24 protein-coding genes are annotated in these 24,392 nt (G+C 69.6%); 9 read left to right on the top strand and 15 right to left on the bottom strand.

Features of this window, described 5'->3' with window-relative positions:
• Positions 1-79 precede the first annotated feature (79 nt).
• The 9 genes from QFZ27_RS16730 to QFZ27_RS16690 all read right to left on the bottom strand — a co-directional run bounded on the left by QFZ27_RS16730 (position 80) and on the right by QFZ27_RS16690 (position 7,116).
• On the bottom strand, positions 80-715 hold the full coding sequence (locus QFZ27_RS16730; RefSeq protein ID WP_429227508.1) for a sarcosine oxidase subunit gamma: 636 nt from the start codon (positions 713-715) through the stop codon (positions 80-82).
• On the bottom strand, positions 708-3,764 hold the full coding sequence (locus QFZ27_RS16725) for a sarcosine oxidase subunit alpha family protein (RefSeq protein ID WP_429227507.1): 3,057 nt from the start codon (positions 3,762-3,764) through the stop codon (positions 708-710). Before QFZ27_RS16725 ends, QFZ27_RS16730 begins: the two co-directional genes overlap by 8 nt.
• Positions 3,761-4,135, bottom strand: a complete 375-nt coding sequence (locus QFZ27_RS16720) for a sarcosine oxidase subunit delta (protein ID WP_429227506.1) — start codon at positions 4,133-4,135, stop codon at positions 3,761-3,763. The genes QFZ27_RS16725 and QFZ27_RS16720 overlap by 4 nt, the downstream gene beginning before the upstream one ends.
• An 11-nt stretch (positions 4,136-4,146) precedes the next feature.
• Complete coding sequence (locus QFZ27_RS16715) at positions 4,147-5,397, bottom strand: sarcosine oxidase subunit beta family protein (protein WP_429227505.1); 1,251 nt, start codon at positions 5,395-5,397, stop codon at positions 4,147-4,149.
• A gap of 108 nt (positions 5,398-5,505) precedes the next feature.
• Positions 5,506-5,793, bottom strand: coding sequence for a helix-turn-helix domain-containing protein (locus tag QFZ27_RS16710; protein WP_429227504.1), 288 nt, complete (start codon positions 5,791-5,793; stop codon positions 5,506-5,508).
• Positions 5,783-5,968: a type II toxin-antitoxin system RelE/ParE family toxin gene (locus QFZ27_RS16705; RefSeq protein WP_429232466.1), complete on the bottom strand. Its 186-nt coding sequence runs from the start codon at positions 5,966-5,968 to the stop codon at positions 5,783-5,785. Before QFZ27_RS16705 ends, QFZ27_RS16710 begins: the two co-directional genes overlap by 11 nt.
• A gap of 15 nt (positions 5,969-5,983) precedes the next feature.
• Complete coding sequence (locus QFZ27_RS16700) at positions 5,984-6,148, bottom strand: hypothetical protein (RefSeq protein WP_429227503.1); 165 nt, start codon at positions 6,146-6,148, stop codon at positions 5,984-5,986.
• A 62-nt stretch (positions 6,149-6,210) separates the two neighbouring features.
• The gene (locus QFZ27_RS16695; RefSeq protein WP_429227502.1) at positions 6,211-6,777 is read right to left on the bottom strand and encodes a tyrosine phosphatase family protein; all 567 of its coding nucleotides are present in this window, start codon (positions 6,775-6,777) and stop codon (positions 6,211-6,213) included.
• A 189-nt stretch (positions 6,778-6,966) separates the two neighbouring features.
• Entirely contained in the window at positions 6,967-7,116 is a 150-nt protein-coding gene (locus tag QFZ27_RS16690; protein ID WP_429227501.1) for a hypothetical protein, read from the bottom strand.
• Positions 7,117-7,333: 217 nt separating this feature from the next.
• Between QFZ27_RS16690 and QFZ27_RS16685 the strand changes: the two genes are divergently transcribed.
• Positions 7,334-8,365: a helix-turn-helix domain-containing protein gene (locus tag QFZ27_RS16685; RefSeq protein ID WP_429227500.1), complete on the top strand. Its 1,032-nt coding sequence runs from the start codon at positions 7,334-7,336 to the stop codon at positions 8,363-8,365.
• Here QFZ27_RS16685 and QFZ27_RS16680 read toward each other — a convergent pair.
• Positions 8,362-10,032 (bottom strand): formate--tetrahydrofolate ligase, encoded by a 1,671-nt coding sequence (locus QFZ27_RS16680; protein WP_429227499.1) that lies wholly within the window; start codon positions 10,030-10,032, stop codon positions 8,362-8,364. The genes QFZ27_RS16685 and QFZ27_RS16680 overlap by 4 nt on opposite strands.
• Positions 10,033-10,284: 252 nt before the next feature.
• Between QFZ27_RS16680 and QFZ27_RS16675 the strand changes: the two genes are divergently transcribed.
• The 6 genes from QFZ27_RS16675 (at position 10,285) to QFZ27_RS16650 (ending at position 17,197) form a co-directional block, all read left to right on the top strand.
• Positions 10,285-11,322 (top strand): GlxA family transcriptional regulator, encoded by a 1,038-nt coding sequence (locus QFZ27_RS16675; RefSeq protein WP_429227498.1) that lies wholly within the window; start codon positions 10,285-10,287, stop codon positions 11,320-11,322.
• 173 nt (positions 11,323-11,495) lie between these two features.
• Positions 11,496-12,143, top strand: a complete 648-nt coding sequence (gene bioD / locus QFZ27_RS16670) for a dethiobiotin synthase (RefSeq protein WP_429227497.1) — start codon at positions 11,496-11,498, stop codon at positions 12,141-12,143.
• Positions 12,144-12,486: 343 nt separating this feature from the next.
• On the top strand, positions 12,487-14,010 hold the full coding sequence (locus tag QFZ27_RS16665; RefSeq protein ID WP_429227496.1) for an ABC transporter substrate-binding protein: 1,524 nt from the start codon (positions 12,487-12,489) through the stop codon (positions 14,008-14,010).
• A complete protein-coding gene (locus QFZ27_RS16660) occupies positions 14,011-14,949 on the top strand; it encodes an ABC transporter permease (RefSeq protein ID WP_429227495.1) in 939 nt (312 codons plus the stop codon). It abuts the gene before it with no gap.
• A complete protein-coding gene (locus QFZ27_RS16655; RefSeq protein WP_429227494.1) occupies positions 14,946-15,758 on the top strand; it encodes an ABC transporter permease in 813 nt (270 codons plus the stop codon). Before QFZ27_RS16660 ends, QFZ27_RS16655 begins: the two co-directional genes overlap by 4 nt.
• Positions 15,755-17,197 carry an ABC transporter ATP-binding protein gene (locus QFZ27_RS16650; protein ID WP_429227493.1) on the top strand — a complete coding sequence of 481 codons (1,443 nt, stop codon included), beginning with the start codon at positions 15,755-15,757 and terminating at the stop codon, positions 17,195-17,197. The genes QFZ27_RS16655 and QFZ27_RS16650 overlap by 4 nt, the downstream gene beginning before the upstream one ends.
• Before the next feature lie 163 nt (positions 17,198-17,360).
• Here the strand turns inward: QFZ27_RS16650 and QFZ27_RS16645 are convergent, their stop codons facing one another.
• Positions 17,361-18,305, bottom strand: coding sequence for a methylenetetrahydrofolate reductase (locus tag QFZ27_RS16645; RefSeq protein ID WP_429227492.1), 945 nt, complete (start codon positions 18,303-18,305; stop codon positions 17,361-17,363).
• Between the two features lie 248 nt (positions 18,306-18,553).
• Between QFZ27_RS16645 and QFZ27_RS16640 the strand changes: the two genes are divergently transcribed.
• Positions 18,554-19,537 (top strand): Bug family tripartite tricarboxylate transporter substrate binding protein, encoded by a 984-nt coding sequence (locus QFZ27_RS16640; RefSeq protein ID WP_429227491.1) that lies wholly within the window; start codon positions 18,554-18,556, stop codon positions 19,535-19,537.
• A gap of 3 nt (positions 19,538-19,540) precedes the next feature.
• On the opposite strand, the gene QFZ27_RS16635 is transcribed toward QFZ27_RS16640, so the two are convergent.
• The 4 genes from QFZ27_RS16635 to QFZ27_RS16620 all read right to left on the bottom strand — a co-directional run bounded on the left by QFZ27_RS16635 (position 19,541) and on the right by QFZ27_RS16620 (position 23,325).
• Positions 19,541-20,179, bottom strand: coding sequence for a LysE family translocator (locus QFZ27_RS16635; protein ID WP_429227490.1), 639 nt, complete (start codon positions 20,177-20,179; stop codon positions 19,541-19,543).
• 190 nt (positions 20,180-20,369) lie between these two features.
• Positions 20,370-21,761 (bottom strand): MFS transporter, encoded by a 1,392-nt coding sequence (locus tag QFZ27_RS16630; protein WP_429227489.1) that lies wholly within the window; start codon positions 21,759-21,761, stop codon positions 20,370-20,372.
• A gap of 206 nt (positions 21,762-21,967) precedes the next feature.
• Positions 21,968-22,855, bottom strand: coding sequence for an NmrA family NAD(P)-binding protein (locus QFZ27_RS16625; protein ID WP_429227488.1), 888 nt, complete (start codon positions 22,853-22,855; stop codon positions 21,968-21,970).
• Positions 22,856-22,899: 44 nt separating this feature from the next.
• Positions 22,900-23,325 (bottom strand): DoxX family protein, encoded by a 426-nt coding sequence (locus QFZ27_RS16620; RefSeq protein WP_429227487.1) that lies wholly within the window; start codon positions 23,323-23,325, stop codon positions 22,900-22,902.
• 117 nt (positions 23,326-23,442) lie between these two features.
• Here QFZ27_RS16620 and QFZ27_RS16615 point away from each other — a divergent pair, with 117 nt between their 5' ends.
• Positions 23,443-24,348 (top strand): LysR family transcriptional regulator, encoded by a 906-nt coding sequence (locus tag QFZ27_RS16615; RefSeq protein ID WP_429227486.1) that lies wholly within the window; start codon positions 23,443-23,445, stop codon positions 24,346-24,348.
• Positions 24,349-24,392 lie beyond the last annotated feature (44 nt).

Genomic DNA, 24,392 nt, shown 5'->3' with positions numbered 1-24,392 from the left:
CCTCACCCGGTCGTCCTGCGGACGCCCGACCTCTCCCGCCAGGCGGGAGAGGCAACGCAAAGGGCTCCGGCGCGACGTTTCAGCCCTCGCCCACCCCATACTCCAGCGCCGCATCGGCCAGCCAGTCCCAGAGATACTGGGCGAAGGAGCGGCGGACGTAGATCCGCAGCCGCGGCGCGCCGTCCGCATCGTCGGTGCGGTGCAGGATGACGTCGGCGTGGCAGACCATGCTCTGCGCCACCGACCCGGCCGGGAAGGCGCGGGGATGCAGGTCCAGCGGGCAGCCCTTGGCCAGCACGTCCAGCGCCTTCGGCCCAGCCAGCGCGATCACCGTCCAGTTGTCGGTGGCGTTGGTGACGGCGGCATGGCGGCCGGCCAGCGCGCCCTGCAGCCGGGCGGCGAGGTCGGCCTCGCGGTCCACCCCGCCGACCACCAGCCATTCGGTCGGGCCGAGCCACAGCGCCGCGACGCCCTCGGCCGCGGCGATGCCCGGCCGCGCCGGCAGGTCGAGCCCGAGGGCTTCGGCCACGGCCGCGCCGAAGCCGGGATCGGCCAGGTCGCCGCGCAGGTTCAGCTTGGCCTCATGCGCGATCTCGGCCAGCCGGAGTCCGGGGTTGGCCGGCGCCACCAGCGGCCGGACCAGCCCCGCGGTCGCCGAGCGCCGGACGGGGGTCGCGGCCGGGGTGCCGGCCTGGAGGGACACGGTGTCAGGCATGCAGGCGCCCTCCCTCGGGGTCGACGAAGACCGGCTTCACCACGCGGGCGGCAATGGTGCGGTCGGGCATGGCGATGTGGACGGTGCCGTCGAGCCGGCCCGAGCCGCCCTTGACCATCGCCAGCGCGATCGACCGGTCCAGGTTCGGGCTCCAGTAGCTCGAGGTCACATGGCCCAGCATCGGCACCGGCGGGGCGCCCGGGGTGGCCCCCACTAGTGTTGAGGCATCGATGATGTGCGCCCCCTCCTCCAGCACCAGCTTCGGGTCGTCGGTCAGGAGGCCGACCAGTTGCTTGCGGTCGGCCCTGGCCGTGTCCGCCCGGTCGAGCGAGCGCTTGCCGATGAAGTCCGGCTTCTTCTTGCCGACGATCCAGTCCATGCCGAGGTCGCCCGGCGTGGTGGTGCCGTCGGTCTCCTGGCCGACGATGATGAAGCCCTTCTCGGCGCGCAGCACGTGCATCGCCTCGGTGCCATAGGGCACCAGGTCCAGCCCCTGCCCTGCCCGCTCGATCGCCTCCATCAGCGCCAGGCCGTAGGCGGCCGGGACGTTGATCTCGTAGGACAGCTCGCCGGTGAAGGAGATGCGGAACACCCGCGCCGCCAGCCCGGCCACGGTGCCCTCGCGCATGGTGAGATGCGGGAAGGCCTCGTTCGACAGGTCGATGTCGGTCAGGCGCGACAGCAGCTCGCGGCATTTCGGGCCGGAGATGGTGGCGACCGCCCATTGCTCGGTGGCCGAGGTCAGGAACACCTTCAGGTCCGGCCATTCGGTCTGCAGCCATTCCTCGAGCCAGGCGAGGATGTTGGCGGCGCCGCCGGTGGTGGTGGTCATGTGGAAATGGTCGTCGGCGAGGCGGGTGGTGACGCCGTCATCCTTGACCATGCCGTCCTCGCCCAGCATCAGGCCGTAACGGCAGCCGCCGATCGCCAGCTTGGCCCAGGCGTTGGTGTAGACGCGGTTCAGGAACTCCGCCGCGTCCGGCCCGCGGACGTCGATCTTGCCGAGGGTGGTGGCGTCCATCACGCCGACCGAGGTGCGCGCTGCCTTGACCTCGCGGTTCACCGCGGCGTGCATGTCCTCGCCCGGCTTCGGGAAGTACCAGGCGCGCTTCCAGCCGCCGCCGACATTCTCGAACACCGCGCCGTGCTTCTCGGCCCAGCCGTGCATCGGGGTGCGGCGGATCGGGGCGTACAACGCCTTCACCCCGCGCCCGGCGATGGCGCCGAAGGTGACCGGGGTATAGGGCGGGCGGAAGGTGGTGACGCCGATCTCCGGAATGGTCTTGCCCATGGTCTGGGCGACGATTCCCAACGCGTTGACGTTGCCGGTCTTGCCCTGGTCGGTGGCCATGCCCGTCGTGGTGTAGCGCTTGACGTGCTCGACCGAGACCATGCCCTCGCGCAGCGCCAGCCGCAGGTCCTTGGCAGTGACGTCGTTCTGGAAGTCGACGAAGGCGCGCACGGAATTGGCCGGACGGTCCGACGGGACGTACCACAGCGGCCGGTCGTCGCTGGCCTGCGGCTCCTCCTGCGCGGTCTCGACCGGCGGCACCGGCACCGGCAGCGGGGACAGCCCGGCAGCCGAGGCCGCGGCGGCGCCGGCCACCAGGCCCTCCTGCAGCGCATCGGCGAAGCGCAGCGTGCCGGCGCAGCCGCCGGCCGAGCGCTCGGCCTGGAAGGACTGGCCGGGCATGAAGGTCGACCGCGCCTCGTCCCAGCGCAGCTTGCCGCGCGACTGCGACTGCAGGTTCAGGACCGGGTTCCAGCCGCCGGACATGGCGACCGCGTCGCAGGAAATGGTGGTCTCGGCGCCGCGCCGCACCGACTGGCCGTCGGCGGCCAGCGGCATCAGCCGCACCTCGTTCACCCGCAGGCGGCCGGAGGTGCCGACCACGGCATGGCCGGAATAGACCGGCAGGCCGGCGGCCCGCGCCGCCCGCACCAGCGGCCCGTCCGGATCCGGCCGGGTGTCGACGATCGCCGGCACGGCGACGCCGGCAGCGGCGAGGTCCAGCGCGGTGGCGTAGGCGCTGTCGTCGCCGGTGGCGACCACGACCTTCTCGCCGACCTTGACGCCCCAACGGTTCAGATAGGACCGGGCGGCGCCGGCCAGCAGGATGCCGGGCCGGTCGTTCTCGGCGAACACCAGGCTGCGCTCGATCGAACCGGTGGCCAGCACCACCTGCTTGGCCCGCACCTTCCACAGCCGCTGCCGCGGCGTGCCCACCGGCACCGCATGCGGCGCGATGTGGTCGCTGGCGCGCTCCAGCAGGCCCAGCCAATTGTGGCCGTAATAGCCGAAGGCGGTGGTGCGCGGCAGCACCCGGACATCGGGCATCGACGCCAGCTCGGCCACCGTCGCCGCGACCCAGTCGAGCGCGCCTGTGTCACCGACCGACGCCGTCGGCTCCGACCGCAGCCAGCCGCCGAAGCGGGGCTGGTCCTCGGCCAGGATCACCCGGGCACCGGCACGGGCCGCGGCCAGGGCGGCGCCGAGGCCGGCGATGCCGCCGCCGACCACCAGCACGTCGCAATGGACGTTCATATGATCGTAGCGGTCGGGATCGGGCTGGCGCGGCGAGACGCCGAGGCCGGCGGCCTTGCGGATGAAGCGCTCATAGACCATCCAGGCCTTGGGCGAGCGCGGCCACATGAAGGTCTTGTAGTAGAAGCCGGCCGGGATCAGCGGCGCGAAAACGTCGTTGATCGCATTGAAGTCGAAGCGCAGCGACGGCCAGCGGTTCTGGCTGCGCGCCACCAGCCCGTCGAACAGCTCGACCTGGGTGGCGCGGCTGTTCGGGTCGGTCCGCGCCGCGTCCGGCCCCAGCTGGACCAGCGCGTTCGGCTCCTCCGGCCCGGCCGAGATCACGCCGCGCGGCCGGTGGTACTTGAAGCTGCGGCCCATCAGGTGGACGCCGTTGGCCAGCAGGGCCGAGGCCAGCGTGTCGCCCTCATAGCCGCGATAGGACGTGCCGTCGAAGGCGAAGGCGACGCCCTGGGTGCGGTCGATATCGGCGCCGCGGCCGACCAGGCGGAAGCGTTGGGTCATGGGGTCTGCGAGCCGGAAGCGCTGGCGGGATCGACCAGCGGCGCGTTGGCGGTGCCCCGCGCCGGCTCGCCGGACGGGGTGGGGATGGACTGGCCGTCGATCGCCGGCGGCGGGTCGCCGGGGCCATAGACCGCCAGGATCTCGTCGGTCGCGGTGTTGCGGGCGACGTTGAACCAGCGCCGGCAGCCATGGATGTGGACCCAGCGCTCATAGTGCAGCCCCTTGGGGCTGGAGCGCATGAAGACGTAGTCGCCCCACTCCGCATCGCTCAGCTCGGCCGGGTTGGCCGGGCGCCGGATATGGGCCTCGCCGCCGCAGCGGAACTCACGCTGGTCCCGCGGGCCGCACCAGGGGCAGTCGATCAGGAACATCAGCGGGGTCCTCAGTGCGCCACGGCGGCGGCGCCGTGCTCGGCCACCAGCGCGCCGGAGCTGAAGCGGTCCAGCGCGAAGGGCGCCGCGATGGCGTTCGGCTCGCCGCGGGCGACGGTGTGGGCGAAGACATGGCCCGAGCCGGGCGTCGCCTTGAAGCCGCCGGTGCCCCAGCCGCAGTTGATGAACAGGTTCTCGACCGGGGTCTTGCCGATGATCGGGCTGGCGTCCGGCGCCACGTCGACGATGCCGCCCCATTGCCGCAGCATGCGCATGCGGCTGAAGATCGGGAACATCTCGACGATCGCCGCCAGGGTCTCCTCGATCACCGCGAAGCCGCCGCGCTGGGAATAGGAGACGTAGCCGTCGATGCCGGCGCCGATCACCAGCTCGCCCTTGTCGGACTGGCTGACATAGGCGTGCACCGCATTCGACATGACGACGCAGTCGATCACCGGCTTGATCGGCTCGGACACCAGCGCCTGCAGCGGGTGGCTCTCCAGCGGCAGGCGGAAGCCGGCGAGGTTGGCCAGCACCGAGCTGTGGCCGGCCGCCACCACGCCGACCTTGCCGGCGCCGATGTAGCCGCGCGTGGTCTCGACCCCGACGACGCGCCCCTGCTCGGTGCGGAAGCCGGTGACCTCGCAGTTCTGGATGATGTCGACGCCGCGGCTGTCGGCGCCGCGGGCATAGCCCCAGGCGACGGCATCGTGCCGCGCCGTGCCGGCCCGGCGCTGCACCGTGCCGCCATAGACCGGGAAGCGGATGGTCGGGTCCGGGTTGAGGGCCGGGCAGAACTCCAGCACCTGCTCGCGGGTCAGCCAGTCGCTGTCGATGCCGTTCAGCCGGTTGGCATGCAGCCGGCGCATCAGCTCGCGCGCCTCATGCGGGTCGTGGCAGATGTTCATCACGCCGCGCTGGCTGAACATGACGTTGTAATTGAGGTCGGCCGACAGGCCTTCCCACAGCTTCAGCGCGTGCTCGTAGATGAAAGCCGAGGCGTCGTAGAGATAGTTGGAGCGGACGATGGTGGTGTTGCGGCCGGTGTTGCCGCCGCCGATCCAGCCCTTCTCCAGCACCGCGACATTGGTGATGCCGTGCTCCTTCGCCAGGTAATAGGCGGTGGCCAGGCCGTGGCCGCCGCCGCCGACGATGACCACGTCATAGGCGGGCTTGGGATCGGGCGAACGCCACGCCTTCTGCCAGCCTTCGTGGTGCGACAGCGCGTTGCGGACGAGGGAGAAGACTGAATATCGGGACATCGATCCGGGCGGGTCCAGGGTGAGCGTGGGCATGGTGCAGAGCCGGCCGGCCCGACGCGAGCTTAGGCGCGACACGCAGGCGTCGCCCTGCGCCAAGGGGATTCCAACTCAGACCAGGCTCACGGCCAGATGCTTGCCCACGGCGGATGCCGCCTTCACCAGCGTGTCGAGCTGAATCCGGTCGTTGTTCGGGTCGAGCAGACGGCTGAGTTGGGTCGCGCTCGTTTTCATGCGTCGGGCCATCTCGGATTTGGAGATCTTCTGCGCGGCCATCTCGTGCTCGATCTGGAGCGCGAGGGTCCGCTTGATGGCAGTCGTCGTGACCTCGTCGTAAATGCCGTCCTCGCGCAGGAAGCTCTCGAAGCTTTCGCCGATATGGGGGTTCTTAGTCTTCATAGCGCTGCACCTCCTTCATGCGGGTTGCCGCCACTTTGAGTTCCTTGTCCGGCGTCTTCTGCGTTTTCTTGATGAACCCGTGCAGGAGCACCATCTGGTTGCCAGCCAGGACGAAGAACACGCGGGCAATCCGTCCCGATGAGATATTGGAGCGGATCTCATAGAGGCCCTTGATCCCCCTGATCGAGGATCATTTGGGCATGCCGACCGGCCAGCAGAATTCCAGCGTGGCAACATCCATGCCGATGGCTTTCCGGTCTTCCGGCGACAGCTCCATGAGCCATTCCCGCACAGGCCGCTTCCCTGTGTCCGTGGCATAGAAGCTGGCTTGCAGTCGCTTGGCGGGCGCCTTCATTCTCACCTCACAAGGCATACCTTGTGAGGTGAGTCATCAAGCCTGCTTCGCCAGTCCGCGCCTCAATCCGCCGGGATCTCCCGCCCGCGGCCGACGCGGCGCAGCATGGCGACCAGGTCGGGCTGCTCGTCCCGGACGCGGCGGTATTGCGGGCGCAGCGCGTCGCGCAGCCGGCCCTTGGTGCCCAGCGCCGCCTCGGCGTAGTCGATCATCACCGTGTTCGGCCAGGCCTGCGGCCGGATCGCCGCCAGCCGCGCCACCGAGGCCTCCTCCTCGCCCGGATGGCGCTGGGCGATCAGCATCAGCATCGAGGCGGAGGAGCGCGAGACGCCCATGTGGCAATGCACCAGCAGGTGGCGCAGGCTTTCGCCCTCCAGCGCCATGGCCTCGCCGAACTCCAGGATCTCGGCGACATGGCCGGGGGTCGGAAAGACGTGGCCCGGCATCTCGTCGATGATGTCGTGGAAGCGCAGGTCGAGGCGGCGATGCGGCGCGAAACCGTCGAAATAGGTCTCGGCCGGGGTGCCCGGATCGGCGATCGACAGCACATGGGTGACTCCGGCGGCGCGGAAGGCCGCGATCTCCTCCAGGCCGCAGACGGTGAGATGGCGGTCGGGGTGCAGCAGCATCGGATCGTCCTCGGAAGCGGGCGAGGCACTCTCCCGCCCGGCCGCTTCCCGGTCAAACGCCGATGCCGGGCCTCAGCCGTGCGAGCGGGTCATGCGCTGCACCTGTCCGAACCGCTGAAACGACAACGGCGCCGAACCTGCAAAGGTCGGCGCCGGGCCGGACATGCCGTGTGGGACGTCGCGGCGGGTTCAGCGAACCGCAGCCGGGAGCTCGATGCCGATCACGTCGATCCGGACAGCGTGGGAAGCATCGCCGTTCAGGAAGGTACCGGCCCGAGCGGGCATCGAAACGGCAGCGACGGTGGCGGCAAGGGCGACGGTGGCGATAAGACAGCGCATTGTCTTTCTCCAGATGCAAAGGGTTCGGGTCCGTCGGGCGTTCGCTTGAGGCAAATGCCCTTGCCGCCCCGGTAGGTCCTTATCGTCGAACCGCTCACGCTATTTAAGTTGCAACAAAGAGCATAGCGATGCAGCGCGCGGTGCAACCCGTATGCAACCGTTGCATTCCATGCTAGGCGTCGCTGCAGTGCAGCATCGCTGGTCTTTCGGGATCTCCATGAGTCGCCTACCGACCGATCTGTCCAGCAAGCTCGACCTCGCCCTCAAGCGCGCCAATATGAGCAAGGGACGCCTTGCGTCGGAGGCGAGAGTCGACAAATCGCTGGTCGGCCGGTGGGCGCGAGGTCTGGTCGTGCCGTCGGAGCACAATCTTGCGATCGTCACCGAGATTCTGGCGCGCAAGTTTCCCGGCTTCGATCTCGCATCCTGGCAAATGCCGATGGACGCCTTCGCTGTCAGCATCGGCGGCCTGATCCCACTCGCCCCACCGCAAGATCCGCTCGCGACCCTGCCAACCGGTCCGGGGCATTTTCTGGCGCGCGCGCTCGCGGAAAGCGCCGCCACGATGGGACGCGAGGGCCAGAACTGCCTCGGCGTCTATCTCGGCTTCCGGCACGGCATCAGCATGGGCGGGCGGCTGATCTGCGACCTCTACATCATCTGGCGCGAGTCCGGCGCTCTCTGTTTCAGGCAATACGGCATCTCCTTCGCCCATATCGGCCCGGTCTGTGTCCTGCGGTCGCAGGTCTACCTGATGGGCGAAGATATCGACGTGATCCACGGCATTTTTTTCGCCATTCTGAATGGCGTTCTCGGAGGGCGAGCGGTGCGGATGGACGGCCTCCTGCTGACCGTCTCGGGCAATCATCGGCTGAACACGCCATCCTCGACGGCCATGGTGATGCAGCGCATCGCGGACCTGCCGCCTGGCGACGGCTGTCCGGACAAGGCGCTTCTGGATCGGCTGATCCGGCGTGTCAGGACCCAGGTCGCGGATGACGCGTTCCGATCGCTGATCGCTCCCGAAATCCTCGCCGCGATTTCGGTCCCCGCCGGCGTCGATCGCGCTGCCGGATCGGGAGAGCACACCCTGCGGGTGCCCGCCGAACGATCGCTCAGCCGCAACGAGATCGAATGCGACGAGCCGGCCGCCCGCTATGTGAAGAGATTGCGCGAGATCTTCATCGCCGAGGATGCGGCCCTGTTGCCGATGGCCCCGCTGGCCGGCGCGCCCGGGCTGGCGCTTTAGAACAGCCCCTCGATCCGCCCTCCCCCGTCCAGCCGGATGGCGTTGGCCGCCGGCGTTCTCGGCAAACCGGGCATGGTCATGATCTCGCCGCAGATCGCCACCAGGAACTCCGCCCCCGCCGACAGGCGCAGCTCGCGCACCGGCACGACATGGTGCGACGGCGCGCCCTTCAGCGCCGGGTCGGTGGAGAAGCTGTACTGGGTCTTGGCGACGCAGACCGGGAAATGGCCGTAGCCCTTCTGGTACTGGGCGAACTGGTCGCGCACCCGCTTGTCGGCGATGATGTCGTCGGCGCCGTAGATCGAGGTCGCGATCGTCCGCATCTTCTCCCACAGCGGCAAGTCGTCGTCGTACAGGGTGCGGAACTGGGAATGATCCTCGGCCAGGGCCGCCACCTTGTGCGCCAGCTCGACCGTGCCGGCGCTGCCGTCCAACCAATGGGAGCAGACCTGGGCCTCGACCCCGTGCTCGGCGCAATAGTCGCGCACCGCCTGCAGCTCGGCCTCGGTGTCGGCGACGAAGCGGTTGACCGCGACCACAGCCGGCACGCCGAACTGGCCGACATTGCGGATGTGGCGGCCGAGATTGGCCAAGCCCTTCTTCAGCGCCGCCACATTCTCCTGCCCCAGCTCCTCCTTGACCACGCCGCCATGCATCTTCAGCGCCCGCACGGTGGCGACGATCACCACCGCCGCCGGCTTCAGCCCGGCCTTGCGGCACTTGATGTCGAAGAACTTCTCGGCCCCGAGATCGGCGCCGAAGCCGGCCTCGGTGACGACGTAGTCGGCCAGCTTCAGCGCCGTCTTGGTCGCCATCACCGAGTTGCAGCCATGGGCGATGTTGGCAAAGGGGCCGCCATGGACGAAGGCCGGGTTGTTCTCCAGCGTCTGCACCAGGTTCGGCATGAAGGCGTCCTTCAGCAGCACGGTCATCGGCCCGTCCGCCTTCAGGTCCTTCGCCGTCACCGGCCGGCGGTCGAGCGACTGGCCGACGATGATATTGCCCAGCCGCTGCTCCAGGTCCTCCAGGCACTTCGCCAGGCAGAAGATCGCCATCACCTCCGATGCCACGGTGATGTCGAAGCCGTCCTCGCGCGGGAAGCCGTTCTGGGCGCCGCCCAGGCTGGTAACGATCGAGCGCAGCGCCCGGTCGTTCATGTCCATCACCCGGCGCCAGGTCACCCGGCGGGTGTCGAGGCCGAGCGCGTTGCCCCAGTAGATGTGGTTGTCGAGCAGCGCCGACAGCAGGTTGTGGGCGCTGCTGATGGCATGGAAGTCGCCGGTGAAGTGCAGGTTGATCTGCTCCATCGGCACCACCTGGGCGTGGCCGCCGCCGGCGGCGCCGCCCTTGATGCCGAAGCACGGCCCCAGCGACGGCTCGCGCAGGCAGATCGCCGCCTTCTTGCCGATCCGGTTCAGCCCGTCGCCGAGCCCGACCGTGGTGGTGGTCTTGCCCTCCCCCGCCGGGGTCGGGGTGATGGCGGTGACCAGGATCAGCTTGCCGTCGGGCCGGCCCTCGAGCCCGTCGATGAAGCCGGGCGTCAGCTTGGCGATATGCGGCCCGTAGGAGTACAGGGCCTCGGCGGGGATGCCGAGCCTCGCGCCGACCTCGGCGATCGGCCGCAGCGTCGCCGCCCGCGCGATCTCGATATCCGACGGTGCCGCCATCTCCCAAGCCCCCCAGGCCGTTTTTGCGTCGATCGTCCCATAGCATCCGGCGAGCCATCTCGTCTGCGGCGACGTGGTTCGCTCCGGCTGCGACGCGGCCGGCCGCGGCGGCGCGAGCCATGCGTCCAGCGGATCGCACTATCTGCTGACCGTCGCAAGCAGCCTCTTTGTCGAATTTGCGACCCGTGCTACCGATTCGTGAACAAGGCGCACCCCTTCATCGCATGAGGGCCGCCGGGAGGCACAGAGAGCATGGGCCAGGATCCAGCCTTCGACACCGAGACGATCGGCTTCCTGCTGATTCCGCAATTCTCGATGATCGCCTTCACCTCGGCGGTCGAGCCGCTGCGCATCGCCAACCGCATGGCCGGCAAGCCGCTGTACCGCTGGACCGTGCTGTCCAAGGACGGCCAGGCGGTGAAGGCCAGCAACGGCATCAGCGTCGGCGTCGACACCTCGCTGGCCGAGCTCAGCCGCCAGTCCGGCCTGTCCAAGCCGCTCGACATGATCTTCGCCTGCTCCGGCCTCGGCATCGAGCGCTACCGCGACGACGAGGTCTTCGCCTGGCTGCGCCGGGCCGAGCGGCAGGGCGTGGGCATCGGCGCGCTGTGCACCGGCTCGCACCTGCTGGCCCGGGCCGGCCTGCTCGGCGGCTATCGCTGCGCCATCCATTGGGAGAACCTGCCCGGCTTCGCCGAGACCTTCCCCGAGATCCCGGTGTCGAGCGATCTGTTCGAGGTCGACCGCAAGCGCTACACCTGCTCCGGCGGCACCGCGGCGATCGACATGATGATGCACCTGATTGCGCTGCGGCAGGGCCGCGACCTGGCGACCAAGGTGTCCGAGCAGTGCCTGGTCGACCGCATCCGCAGCCCGCATGACCGCCAGCGCCTGCCGCTGCGAGCCCGGTTGGGCGTGCACAACCCGAAGCTGGTCTCGGCGATCGAGCTGATGGAGGCGAACATCGCCGAGCCGCTGCCGCAGGAGGAGCTGGCGGCCCATGTCGGCCTGTCGCGCCGGCAGCTGGAGCGGCTGTTCCGCAAGCAGCTCGGCCACAGCCCGGCGCATTACTACCTCGAGCTGCGGCTGGAGCGGGCGCAGCATCTGATCAACCAGAGCGACCTGCCGATCGTCGACCTGGCGCTGGCCTGCGGCTTCGTCTCGGCCTCGCATTTCTCGAAATGCTACCGCCAGCTCTATGGCCGTTCGCCCCGGGAAGAGCGGGCGAACGCCATCCTGCGCGGCGTGCCGATGCCCGAGCGGCCGGTCCGCCAGAAGATCCTCGCTTGACGACGCATTCCAGCTTTGCTGCGCTGCAGTAACTGGGGACTCGCATCGGAGGACCGATCTGTGCATAGTCCGCGACTTCGCGTAACGGCATCCCGGACCCGAATGCCCGTAGACCGGACCTGGCAGGCCCTTCCGGCCGCCGACCGCCTCGCCGCCGAGACCTTTAGCACCCCATGACCCGATTCTATGTGACCGGCACCGACACCGGTGTCGGCAAGACCCTCGCCTGCGCCTGCCTGGCCACCGCCTGGGACGCCGACTATTGGAAGCCGATCCAGACCGGCCTGGCCGAGAAGCCGGCGGACACCGCCACCATCGCCGCCCTGACCGGCCTGCCGGCCGACCGGCTGCAGAAGCCGACCTATGCCTTCCAGGCGCCGCTGGCCCCGGTGGCCGCCGCGGCGCTGGAGGAGAGCGAGATCGACCCGGCCGCGCTGACGCCGGACTTCTCGACCCGGCCGCTGCTGATCGAGGGCCCGGGCGGCGGGCTGATGGTGCCGCTGGACTGCTCGACGCTGGCGATCGACCTGCTGGCCGTGTGGCGCTACCCGACCATCGTGGTGGCCCGCAGCGGCCGCGGCACGATCAACCACACGCTCCTGACCATCGAGGCCTTGCGCAGCCGCAAGATCCCGATCGCCGGGGTGGTGATGAACGGCCCGCTCAACGCCGGCAACCGCGCCGCGATCGAGAAGCATGGCGGCGTGCCGGTGATCCTGGAGATCCCGGAGCTGCCGAAGGTCACCCGCGCCGTGGTCGAGGAACTGGCCCACGCCGTCCCGCCCCTCGGCGAGATCGTCTCCGAGGCCGTGGCCGCCTGATATCGTCCGAGTGCATCGCGTTGCCTCTCCCGCCCAGCGAGACCTTTCAGAGCTGCCTGACTTGAGCCAGCCCACGCCTTCCATCCTCCCCTCCCCTCGCGGGAGGGGGTAGGGGGAGGGGGCTGTCGATGAAGATCTGTGTGGCGGAGTGTCTGGGACGACCGCCGGGTTCGGCGATCCTCCGATATTGGTCCTGACGGCGCCAAACCCCTCCCCCTTCCCCCCCTCCCGCAAGGGGAGGGGGAGAGTGGAAATTAGCGCCGTCGCCCCTCATCCCCGCTGTTGACCTTTTCCTCGGCCTTCTCCAGAAGATGTTAAGATATAACATTCTATGGAGATCGGGATGCGGGTCGCGCATCTTCTCGCCGCGGCCGGGGTGGCGTTCGGGCTCCTGGCCGGCGCCGCTTCGGCGCAGGAGCGGCCGCTCAAGGTGGTCGGCCCGTGGGAGATCGCCGGGATCGACCCGGCGCAGTCGGGCTACATCTTCAGCCGCATGCAAGTGGCCGAGACCCTGGTCACGGCCGATTCCACGGGCACCCTCTCCCCGGCCCTGGCCGAATCCTGGTCCGCCGGCGACGACGGGCTGACCTGGCGCTTCCGGATCCGCGGCGCCGCCGTCTTCCACGACGGCACGCCCGTCACCGCCGAGGCGGCGGCGGCGAGCCTGCGGCGGGCCCGGGCCGGCGCCGGCATCCTGTCCCAGGTGCCGATCGCGGAGATCGGCCATGACGGCGGCGACGTCGTCATCCGGCTGGAGCGGCCCTTCGCCGCCCTGCCCGCCTTCCTGGTGAATTACGGCGCGATCATCCTCGCCCCGGCCTCGTACGACGACTCCGGCCGGGTCGCCCGGATCATCGGCTCGGGCCCGTACCGGGTGAAGGCGCTGACGCCGCCCCTGAAGCTGGAGCTCGAAGAAGCCGGCGGCTGGTGGGGCGGCGAGCCCGGCATCCGCGAGGTCCAGTATCTCGCCGTCGGCCAGGGCGAGACCCGGGCGCTGATGGCGGAGAGCGGCGAGGCCGACCTGGCCTTCTCCATGCTGCCGGTCTCGGTGGTGCGGCTGAAGCGCGACCCCGATCTCGACGTGCGCGCGGCGACCATCCCTCGCACCCGACTGCTGAAGCTCAACGCGGCCTCGCCCTTCTTCGACGACGTGCGGGAGCGCCGGGCGCTGAGCTATGCCATCGACCGCGCCGGCATCGCCAAGGCGATTCTGCGCAACCCCGACCTGGCCGCGACCCAGCTGTTCCCGCCCACCCTCGCCGGCTGGCACGTTCCCGACCTGCCGCCGCTGCGGCGCGACCTGGACGAGGCGCGGCGGCTGCTGGCCGAGGCCGGATGGACGCCGGGCGGCGACGGCATCCTGGAGCGGGACGGCCGGCGCTTCAGCCCGACGCTGGTCACCTACTCGAACTGGCCGGAGCTGCCGCCGATCGCCACCGCCCTGCAGGCCCAGCTCCGTGAGGTCGGCGTCGACCTGAAGGTGACGGTCGGCAACAGCTCGGAGATCGTCAGCCGCCACCAGGACGGCACGCTGGAGATCGGCCTGGTCTCGCGCCTCTACTCCGTCGTGCCCGATCCGGTCGGCGCCTTGGTCCAGGATTACGGCCCGAAGGGCGGCGACTGGGGCGCCATGGGCTGGTCCGACCCGGAGCTGCTGGGCATCGTCGACCAGCTGATGGCAACCAGCGACCCGGACCGGCAGCAGCCGCTGCGCCGGCGCGCCGCCGAGATCCTGCAGGAGCAGCTGCCGGGCATCCCGGTCACCTGGTCCGAGCTCGCGATCGTCGCCAACAAGCGCATCACCGGCGTCGAGGTCGATCCGTTCGAGGTGAATTACCGCCTCGCCTCGATCCGCTGGGCGGATTAGATGAGACGGCTTCTCCTCGCCCGGCTGGGCCAGGCCGGCCTGGTGGCGCTGGTCGTCGGCGCCCTGTGCTTCGTCCTGATGCGCGTCCTGCCGGGCGACCCGGCGATGCGGATCGCGGCCGGCCGCTACGGCCCCGACGCGATGACCGCGGAGGCGGCGGACAAGGTGCGGGCCGAGCTCGGCCTCGACCGGCCCTGGCCGGCCCAGTTCGCCGAGTGGATCGCCAACCTGGCCCGGCTCGACCTCGGCCGCTCGCTGGTCACCGGGGCGCCGATCGTCGAGGAGCTGGCGGTCCAGCTCGGCTATTCGCTGTGGCTCGCGGCCGCGGCGCTGGGGCTGTCGCTGCTGGTCGGGCCCGCGATCGGCGTGGCCGCCGGCCTGCGGCCGCAGGGCTGGGTCGACCGGCTGGGGCTGGCCGGCTCGGTGGCCCTGCGCGCCCTGCCGCCCTTCGTGCTGGGCCTCGTGCTGATGCTGGTCTTCGCCATCCGGCTCGGCTGGCTGCCGCCGGCCGGCTTCGGCACCTGGCGCGAGATCGCGCTGCCGGCCCTGACGCTGGGCCTCGGCCTCGCCGCGGTGTCGAGCCGGGTGACGCGGGATGCGGTCACCGGCGCCGTGGCGTCGCCCTGGTTCGCCTTCGCCCGCCACAAGGGGCTGTCGGAGGCCGTGGCGGTGCGCCGCCACGGCCTGCGCAACGCGGCGATCCCCGTCGTCTCCTATCTCGGCCTGCAGGCGATCTACCTGGTGGAGGGCGTCGTCGTGGTCGAATCGATCTTCGCCTATCCGGGGATCGGCCACGCCCTGGTCCACGCCATCGTCGAGCGCGACGTCCCGATGGTCCAGGGCACGGCCCTGGCCATGGGCCTGATCTTCGTCGCCATCACCGCCGCGGTCGAGGCCGCCACCGCCTGGCTCGACCCGCGCCCGAGGACCGTGCGATGACCCTCATCCTCCCCTCCCCGTCGCCGCGCCTCGCCACCCCGCGCGCCGTCGGCGGCACGCTGCTGCTGGCGCTGGCGGTCTTCGCCGTGCTCGGGCCCTGGCTGATCGACGCCGATCCGGCCGGGCAGGATCTCGGCGCCAGCCTGGCGCCGGCCGGCGGCGACTACCTGCTCGGCGCCGATCATTACGGGCGCAGCCTGCTGGCCCGGCTGGCTCATGGCGCGCGGCTGTCCTTCGGCATGGCCGTCCTGACCATGGCGACGGCGGCCGTGCCCGGCGTGCTGCTCGGCCTCGCCGCCGCCTGGCGCGGCGGGTGGGTGGGGCGGCTGGCCGACCTCGCCTCGACCATCGTCCTGGCGCTGCCGGGGCTGATGCTGGTCCTGCTGCTGCTGGCCTTTGCACCCGGGAATTTCGGGCCGCTCTATCTCGGCCTGGCGCTGACGCTGTGGGTCGAGTTCTACCGCGTCACCCGCGCCGCCGCGGCCACGGTCCTGAAGCAGCCGCATGTCGAGGCCGCGTCCCTGCTCGGCTTCGGCCCGAGCTACATCCTGCGCCGCCACGTCCTGCCCGTGATCGCCCCGCTGATCGGCACCCTCGCGGCCTTCGCCATGGCGACGGCGATCATCGCCATCTCGACCCTGAGCGCGATCAGCGTCGGCCTGCAGCCGCCGACGCCGGAGCTCGGCAGCATGATCGTCGAACTGCTGCCCTACTACGCCGAGGCGCCGGTGCATGTGCTGCTGCCCGCCGCCCTGATCGTGCTGCTCGTCCTCGGCCTGCAGCTCGTCGCCCAGAGGAATTCCCGATGACCGGCCTCTCCGTCTCCGGGCTCGGCGTCGCCTCGGCCGCCGGCCCCGTCGTCACGGATGTCTCCTTGTCGCTGCAGCCCGGCCGGCCGCTGACCCTGCTGGGCGAAAGCGGCTCCGGCAAATCCCTGGTCGCCCAGGCGATCATGGGCACGCTGCCGCCGGAGCTGCGGGCGTCCGGCACGATCCGCCTCGACGGCGCCGACCTGCTCGCTTTGCCGCCCGCCGAGCGCCGGAAGCTGTGGGGTCGCGCGATCTCGCTGCTGCCGCAGGAGCCCTGGCTCGCCCTCGACCCGACCATGCGGGTCGGCGCCCAGGTGGCGGAAGTGCACCGTTTCGTGCATCGCCGCCCCCGGAGGGAGAGCGAGGCGCGCGGCCGCGAGCATCTGGCGGAGGTCGGGCTCGGTGGTGCCGGCGCGCTCTACCCGTTCCAGATCTCGGGCGGCATGGGCCAGCGCGTGGCGATCGCCATCGCCCATGCCGGCGACAGCCGGCTGCTGATCGCCGACGAGCCGACCAAGGGCCTCGACGCCCAGCTGCGCGACGGCGTCGTGGCGCGGCTGAAGCGGGAGGTGGAGGCCGGCCGCCTGCTGCTCACCATCACCCATGACGTCGCGGTCGCCGAGGCGCTCGGCGGCACCGTCGGCGTGATGCTGGACGGCCGGATCGTCGAACACGGCGCGGCCGAGACCGTGCTGCGGGCGCCGGGCCACGCCTACAGCCGGGCGCTGCTCGCCGCCGATCCGCGGCGCTGGCCCGATCGGGCGCCGCGGCCTTCCGGTGGCCCGGTCCTGGTCGGCCGCGGCCTCGCCAAGGCCTTCGGTCCGCGCCGGCTGTTCGCGGGGATCGACATCGAGGTGCGGGCGGGCGAGATCGTCGCCATCGCCGGCCCCAGCGGCTGCGGCAAGACCACGATCGGCAACATCCTGCTCGGGCTCGCCGCCCCCGACAGCGGCACGGTGGAACGGCCGGGCGGCCAACCGCGGCTCAGGTTCCAGAAGCTGTACCAGGATCCGCCGGCCGCCTTCGTGCCGCACCAGCCGATCCGGCGGGCTCTGCGCGACCTGGCCCGGCTGCACCGGCAGCCCTGGGACCGGGTGGCTGGGCTGATGGCCCGGCTGCGCCTTGCGGACAGCCTGCTCGACCGCCTGCCGGGCCAGGTCTCGGGCGGCGAGCTGCAGCGCTTCGCCCTGGTGCGGGCGCTGCTGCTGGACCCGGTGTTCCTGTTCGCGGACGAGGCGACCTCGCGCCTCGACCCGGTGAGCCAGCGGGAGGTGGTGGAATTCCTGCTCGAAATCGTGTCGGAGACCGGCCTGGGCGTGCTCCTGGTCACCCACGACCTCGCCCTCGCCGAGAAGCTCTCGGCGCGGGTGCTCCGGCTGGCCGGACCGGATGGCGGCGCCCCGGCCCGCGACAGAGCGGAGCTGGCAGTGCCGGCTTAGGGCACACCGAGAATAACCCTCAGATAAGAGCAATTCCTTTATTGTCATTGCCGGGCTTGACCCGGCAATCCAGAAGATGTCGACAGTCTCTGGATGCCCGGGTCAAGCCCGGGCATGACAGTCTTTGATTCAGCTATTGATGGAAATGACCGTAGAGGCCGGCTTAGTCCAGCGCTTCGTCCATGGCGAAGCCGCCGCGGCCGTCGAGGGTGAAGCGGCCGTCCTGCATCGCCTTGACCCAACGGGCCGAGCGCTCCAGCCCGCCGAAGGCGAACAGGTGCAGCTGGGCGATGCCGCAGCCGGCATCCTTGGCGCGGTAATCCGCCAGCTCGGTCAGCAGCCGGTCCGGCATCGACACCGAGGCCAGCTTGGCGATGTTCATCGCCTGCCGGGTCAGGAACCGCATCGACGGGCCGACGCCGCACATCGCGGCGTAGTGGATCAGGCTCTTCAGCTTGGCCGGGCCGGCCAGGCCGAGATGGATCGGCAATTCGTTGCCGGCGCGGCGCAGCTCGCGGTCCCAGGCGATGATCGCCTCGGCGTCGAAGCAGAACTGGGTGGCGATGTACAGCTCGGTCCCGGTCGCCCGGGCATAGGCGTTCTTCTCGGCGACCGAGCGGGCGATCTCCTCGGCCGGGATGTCCTTGCTGCCCTCGGGATGGCCGGCGACGCCGATGGTCTTGATCCCGTGCTGCTGCAGCAGGCCGGTCTCCAGCACCTGCATGGTGCGGTCGAACGGGCCGACCGGGGTGGACACGCCGCCGCCAATCACCAGCACCTGGTCGACCCCGGCCTCGCCGGCGAGGCGGCGGAGATAGTCGTCGAGCTGAGCCCGGCTCTCCAGGCTGCGGGCGGCGATGTGCGGCACCGGCACCAGGCCTTCGCCGCGCAGCCGCGCCGCGGTGTGCACGATTTCGCCGAGATCGGCGCCCGGCAGCATGGTGACATAGACCGGGGTGCCGGCCGGCAGATGCGCGCCGTAGCTGGCGGTCTTGGCGGCGATGCCGGGCGCGGTCTCGATCGAGAGGCCGCGGAACAGGTCGACCACCGCCGTCTTCGGCGTCGGCAGCGAAACAACCTTGGCGGTCGACCGATTGAACCCCAGCATTCACCGTCCTCCATGGGCACGGCGCCATCACCGGCGCTTGGATGACAAAATGGTGATGCCGGGGCGTTGGCGCTGCATCGCCGACGACCGGAACTGTCCGGAAGGCGACACCGCGGCGTGATTGCGACAAGGTGTGCCGGCACGGCGTCTCGGACAGCCCTCGCGCAGGTGCCAGGACGGCGGTCCTTTGGCATACTGGACATGGAAGCGCGCCCTGCATGAGGCCGCCCAACATCGAAGGGGGATCCATGTCCAAGACAGCGCTGTGCGCCTGCCTGGCCGTCCTGCTGCCCACCGCCCTGCTGCCGCTCGGCGGCGCTTCCGCCCAGGACGCGGCCTGGCCCACCCGACCGGTCACCATCATCGTGCCCTTCGCCCCCGGCGGGAACACCGACCTGTTCGGCCGCCTGCTGGCCGACGAGATGAGCAAGACCTTTGGCCAGCCCTTCGTGGTCGAGAACAAGCCGGGCGCCGGCGGCGGCATCGGCACCGAGCAGCTGGCCAAGGCCGAGCCGGACGGCTACACCCTGGGCATGGGCACGGTCGGCACCCATGCGATCAACCCCTGGGTGTTCAAGGACCTGAGTTACGACGCCGAGGCCGATTTCGCGCCGATCTCGCTGGCCGCGACGCTGCCGAACCTGCTGGTGGTCAACCCGTCCTTCCCGGCGAAGTCGGTGCCGGAGCTGATCGCGCTCTTGAAGGCCGAGCCGGACGGCCACAGCTACGCCTCGTCCGGCTTCGGCACCTCGATCCATCTCGCCGCCGCGGCGTTCGAGATCCATGTCGGCTCGCACATGACCCATGTGCCCTACAAGGGCAGCGCCCAGGCGCTGGGCGACGTCGTCGCCGGCCATGTCGACATGATCTTCGACAACATCCCGACCGCGATGGAGCAGGCCCGCGCCGGCACCGTGCGGCCGCTGGCGGTGACCGGGCTGGAGCGCACGCCAACTTTGCCGGACGTGCCGGCGATGGCCGAATTCTTCCCCGGCTTCGACATCACCTCCTGGCAGGGCCTGCTGGCCCCGGCCGGCACGCCGCCCGCCATCGTCGAGAAGCTGAGCGCCGAGGTGCAGCGGGTCATGCGCCTGCCGGAGATCAAGGCCCGGGTCGAGCCCCTTGGCGCCAAGCCGATCGGCAGCACCGCGGAGGAGTTCACGGCCTACATCAAGACCGAGAAGGCGAAGTACAAGCCGATCGTCGAAGCCTCCGGCGCAACTGCGCAGTAGCGGCTACCGCTGCTCCGTCGCGATGCGCAGCCCGAGCCCGACCAGAAGCACGCCGGTGACGCCCTCGATGGCGCGGCGGATGCGCGGCCGGCGCAGCACGTCGCCGGCCTTGGCCACGGCGACGGCATAGGCGGCGAGCCAGGCGAAGGTCATCAGGCTGAACACCAGGCCGAGGGCCAGGAAGACGGTGAAGGCCGGCTGGCCCCCCGGCACGAATTGCGGCAGCAGGCTGGCGAAGAACACCGCCATCTTCGGGTTGCCGAGATCGCTGACCAGCCCCTGGCGGAACGCCGCGCCGCGGCCGAGGCGCCTGGCCGGCTTGGCGGCGGCAGCGCCCTCCCCGCTGTCGCCCGGCCGCCAGGCGGCGCGCAGCGCGTGCAGGCCGAGCCAGACCAGATAGGCGGCGCCGGCATATTTCACCGCCAGGAACAGCGGCTCGGACGCCACCAGCAGGGCGACGATGCCGAGGCTGGTGGCGAAGGCCCAGATCGCCTGGCCGACCGAGACGCCGAGGGCGGTGCAGATGCCGCCGGCGCGGCCGCCGAGCAGCGCATTGCGCACGGTGACCGCGGTGTCGGGCCCGGGCGTGACGATGACCAGCGCCGACACCCCGAGAAACGCCAGGACCGAACTCGCCAGCATCGCCGCTCTCCTGTTCTGCTCGCCACTCTAGCGACGGTAGCGGTGGGGCCTGTAGAGAGTCGAGTCGGCCATCCCCCAACCGTCATTGCGAGGAGGCGAAGCCGACGAAGCAATCCATCGTCCCGCGCGAGCTGACCGATGGATTGCTTCGCTGCGCTCGCAATGACGATGGAAGGGGTGGCGCAGCCCCTCACCGCCCCCCGGGCCGCACCCCGAAGCTGGCCAGGAATCCCAGCGTCCCCAGCAGCGCGGCGATGCCGAACACCCAGGTGGCGGCGTGGGTGATCGCGTCCGGCGCCAGCGCCGCGGCCATGCCGGCCTCGTTGGCGATCAGCCCGGCGACCGCGGCGCCGATGGCGTAGCCGCCGGACTGCAGCGTCGGCAGCAGGGCCGAGGCGGAATCGCGCTCGCCCGGCCGCGCCGCCTCCATCACCGCCTGGCTCAGGAAGGCCCAGGAGATGCCGAAGCCGGCGCCGATCAGCACCTGGCACAGCATCAGCAGCCAGGGCTGGCCCGTCGCCAGCGCCGCCATCACCCCGAGCAGGCCGAGCGCCAGCAGGAACGGCCCGATCCGGATCAGCCGGCGCTGCCCCTCCGGCCGGACGATGCCGGCCACCAGCACGGCCGAGCCGCTCCAGGACAGCGCCATCAGCGCGCTGACATAGCCGGCCATGGTCGGGCCGTAGCCCCAGAGATGCTGGATGGTGATGTTGAGATAGACCGTGGTCGCGGCCTGGGCCAACGGCATCAGCAGCACCACCCAGAGCCCGGCGCCGACGGTCGAGCGGAAGGTGAAGGCGTCGGACGGGAACAGCCGGTCTCGGCTGCGCCGGTCGGCCAGCACCACCGCCGCCAGCACCAGCATCGCGGCGGCGACGCACAGCGCCGCCTGCCAGCTCTGCGGCACGATGCCGGCGACCGAGACCAGCATGATGCCGGCGGCGCAGCCGAGCAGGCGCAGCACCGGCACCGTGCCGCCGCCGCCGCGGCTCCGCTCGGCCGGCACCACGATGCCGACCAGCAGGGCGAAGATCGCGATCAGCGGCACATTGACCAGGAAGGCGGCGCGCCAGGACACGGTCTCGGTCAGCACGCCCGACAGCAGCGGCCCGCCGAAGGCGGCGGCGGCCCAGACGATCGCCTCGGCCCCGAACACCTTGGGGATCAGCCGCGACGGGAACATCTCCGGGATCAGCGCGTAGCAGACCGCGGCGATCACCCCCTCCCCCACGCCCTGGGCCAGGCGGCCGACCAGCACCATCGGCATCGACGTGGCGAAGCCGCAGACCAGCGTGCCGGCCAGGAAGGCCAGGGCGGCCAGCAGCAGCGCCGGCCGGGTGCCGAACCGCTGCTTCAGCATCGCCGCGGCGGCGCCGCCGACAATGGCGGCGACGAGGAAGACGGTGAAGGCCCAGCTGATCAGCCCGACGCCGCCGAGCTCGACCACCGCGGTGGGCAGCGAGGTCGAGACCAGGAAGGCGTTGAGCGCGTACAGCGCCACGCCCAGGCACAGCGTGGCGACGGTCGCGGCATAGCGCCGGGTCAGCAGCTCGCCCCACCGGCCGTCGATCGCTTCCTCCATGACCCGTCCTTTTTTGCAAGTTGGGCCTTGCTATATCGCGGAGGTTTAAAAAACAATGGCTTTGAAAATTCACACTGCTTCCGCCCGGCATCCTTGAGGGGTCGGTATATGGAACGACTCATACCAACGATCGAACATTGACTCGTCATCCCGTGCACGCTGCGGCGCGAAGTGCCGCTGCGCAGACACGGGATGACGGGTATTGCCTATGATGCTTGGAATTGCGCCTTGGCGGCGTTCTGCGCCGCTGCGAAGACGTCGCGTGCGGACGTCGTCCCCGCTATGTGCTGCGTATCCTCGGCTCCGAGGTCCATCCATCCCGCATTCACGGCCTCGTACATTTCTTCGGCAGGTCCGCTGCGGCCCTTCGGGATGCCGAATTGCTCTAACGCTTCCGCCCACCCTGCACGCGGGATTGCAAAGGCTTTGACGTCGAGATTCAGGACTTCGCCCAATTGCTCCGCGACTTCATCCGCGCTGACCATCGAACCAATCTCGACGATGCGCCGCCCTGACCACGCTGGCCCGGTCAGAAGGGTTGCGACCTCCGCGCCTATGTCGCTCGTCGCGACCATGGTCGATTTCCGGTTTGTCGGATTGTAGAAGACCGGTAACGTTCCGCCCTGCGCGACCTGCAAGCCGAACAGAAAATTTTCGAAGAATCCGCCTGCGCGAACAAATGCGATTGGCGATATCAGGTCGCGAAAGCCTTGCTCCAGAAGCGACAAGGCCGTGATCACCCCGTGCCCGCTGGTTCGGTTCGCGCCCATCGACGAAAGCGCAACCACTCGCGGCGGCGCTGCCTTGGTGAGCGCCTCGACATAGTTTGCGATCACGCCCTTTGCTTCTTTGTAATCGGGCGACGGCGCCCAGACAGGGGGCAGCATGACAAACACGCCTTCGACGCCTTCGAGCGCCTGCACGATGGCTGCCGAATCATTCCAATCGCCGTCAACCAGTTCCACGCCCTGGTTCGCCCAGCTCAGCGCCTTCTCGCGATTGCGGACGAGCGCGCGTACCTGCTTGCCGTGCGCCAGCAGATGTTTTGCCGTTGCGCCGCCGACTTTTCCCGTGATTCCCAATACTAGAAACATGCGTTTTCTCCTGATCTATAGGGACGGAACATGCCCCGGTCGGGTCAACGGGTGAGCGGCAGAATGGCCCGGATCCGGGGATCGCGTGCATAGAGGCCGCCCCATGCCATCACGCCCAGAAGCAGCGAAATGATTTCCGGCTGCGATCCCAACTCACCGATGCGGACATGGGCGCAGATTGCGCCGCCCAGAAAGCCGGTCACCAGGACCGCCCCGAGGACGGAGGTGGCCGGAATGGCGTACAGGATGGCGCAGACGAGTATGATCGGACCCACGGTACGGGTCAGGTCCATCGCGAACCCGGTTTCCTGCAGCATGCTCGCGACCTGTCCCGGCACGAAAAGCTGAGCAGCCCCGTCCGCCGCCAGAGCGACAACGACAATCGCGCTCATGATCCGGCCGGCCCACAGGCTGCTGCGATGCAAGGTCATGGCTTCAGGCACCTGATGCAGGTTCATGGTTTCGGACACGTGTCGTTCTCCGATGGGGTGACCGGTTTCGAGTCTTACTGTGCCTTTTGGATATGATAAACGCCAAAAAATCGAACATACTGTTCTCTTTGTGGCGAACAATATCGAGACACGAAAATGCGGAATCTCGAACCCATCCTCATATTCATCACGGTCGCGGATATGGGGAGCTTCACCCACGCGGCCGACAGCCTGGGCATCCGGAAGGGGAGGGCCTCGACGGCGGTCCGGAAGCTGGAAGAAGATATCGGTGTCAGGCTCCTGCACCGGACGACGCGCAGCGTGCAGTTGACGGAGGACGGACGCGCATTTCATGCCCGTGCCCGCCATCTGCTTGCCGAAGTCGACGACCTGCACTCGATGTTCGCAGGCGATCGCGTGGCGCTTCGCGGCCGTTTGCGGGTCGATCTTCCGACCGAGGTGGCGCGCACGACGATCGTGCCGGCCTTGCCTGATTTCATGGCGGCTCACCCCGAGTTGGAGCTGGAGGTGTCGAGCACGGATCGGCAAGTCGATCTGGTTCAAGAGGGGTTCGACTGTGTATTGCGGCTTGGATCCATAGGGGACGAGACGCTGATCGCCCGTCCACTGGGACAGTTGCGCATGGTCAACGCTGCCAGTCCCGCTTATCTGGCGCGCTATGGCGTCCCGCGATCGCTGGAGGATCTCCAGCATCAGGACCATCGGACAATTCATTTTTCGACGATGCTGGGCGCAAGACCCTATGGATGGGAATATCCGGACGGCGACAGCTACGCGACGCTTCAGTTGCCGGGGGCGCTGCACGTCAACAGCGCGCAGACCTACGAAGCCGCTGCCCTCGCCGGCCTCGGCCTGATTCAGGCGCCACTCCTGGGGATCGGCCGATACTTGGAGAGTGGAGCGCTTGTGGAGATCCTACCCGATTTTCGTCGCCGGCCGCTCGCCGTGTCCCTCGTTGTCGCCCATCGGAGCAATCTGTCGCGCCGGGTCCGCGCATTCATGAAATGGATCGAAGACGTGCTGACGCCGTATCTGGAATAGCGAGACGAACATCTTCGTCCCGAGGCCGACGCAAACGGGTCAGG

The organism is Inquilinus ginsengisoli, from assembly GCF_050434925.1.
GTDB lineage: Bacteria > Pseudomonadota > Alphaproteobacteria > DSM-16000 > Inquilinaceae > Inquilinus > Inquilinus ginsengisoli_B.
The sequence above is the reverse complement of the archived record's forward strand: the minus strand, read 5'-3'. Positions and strand labels throughout refer to the sequence as shown.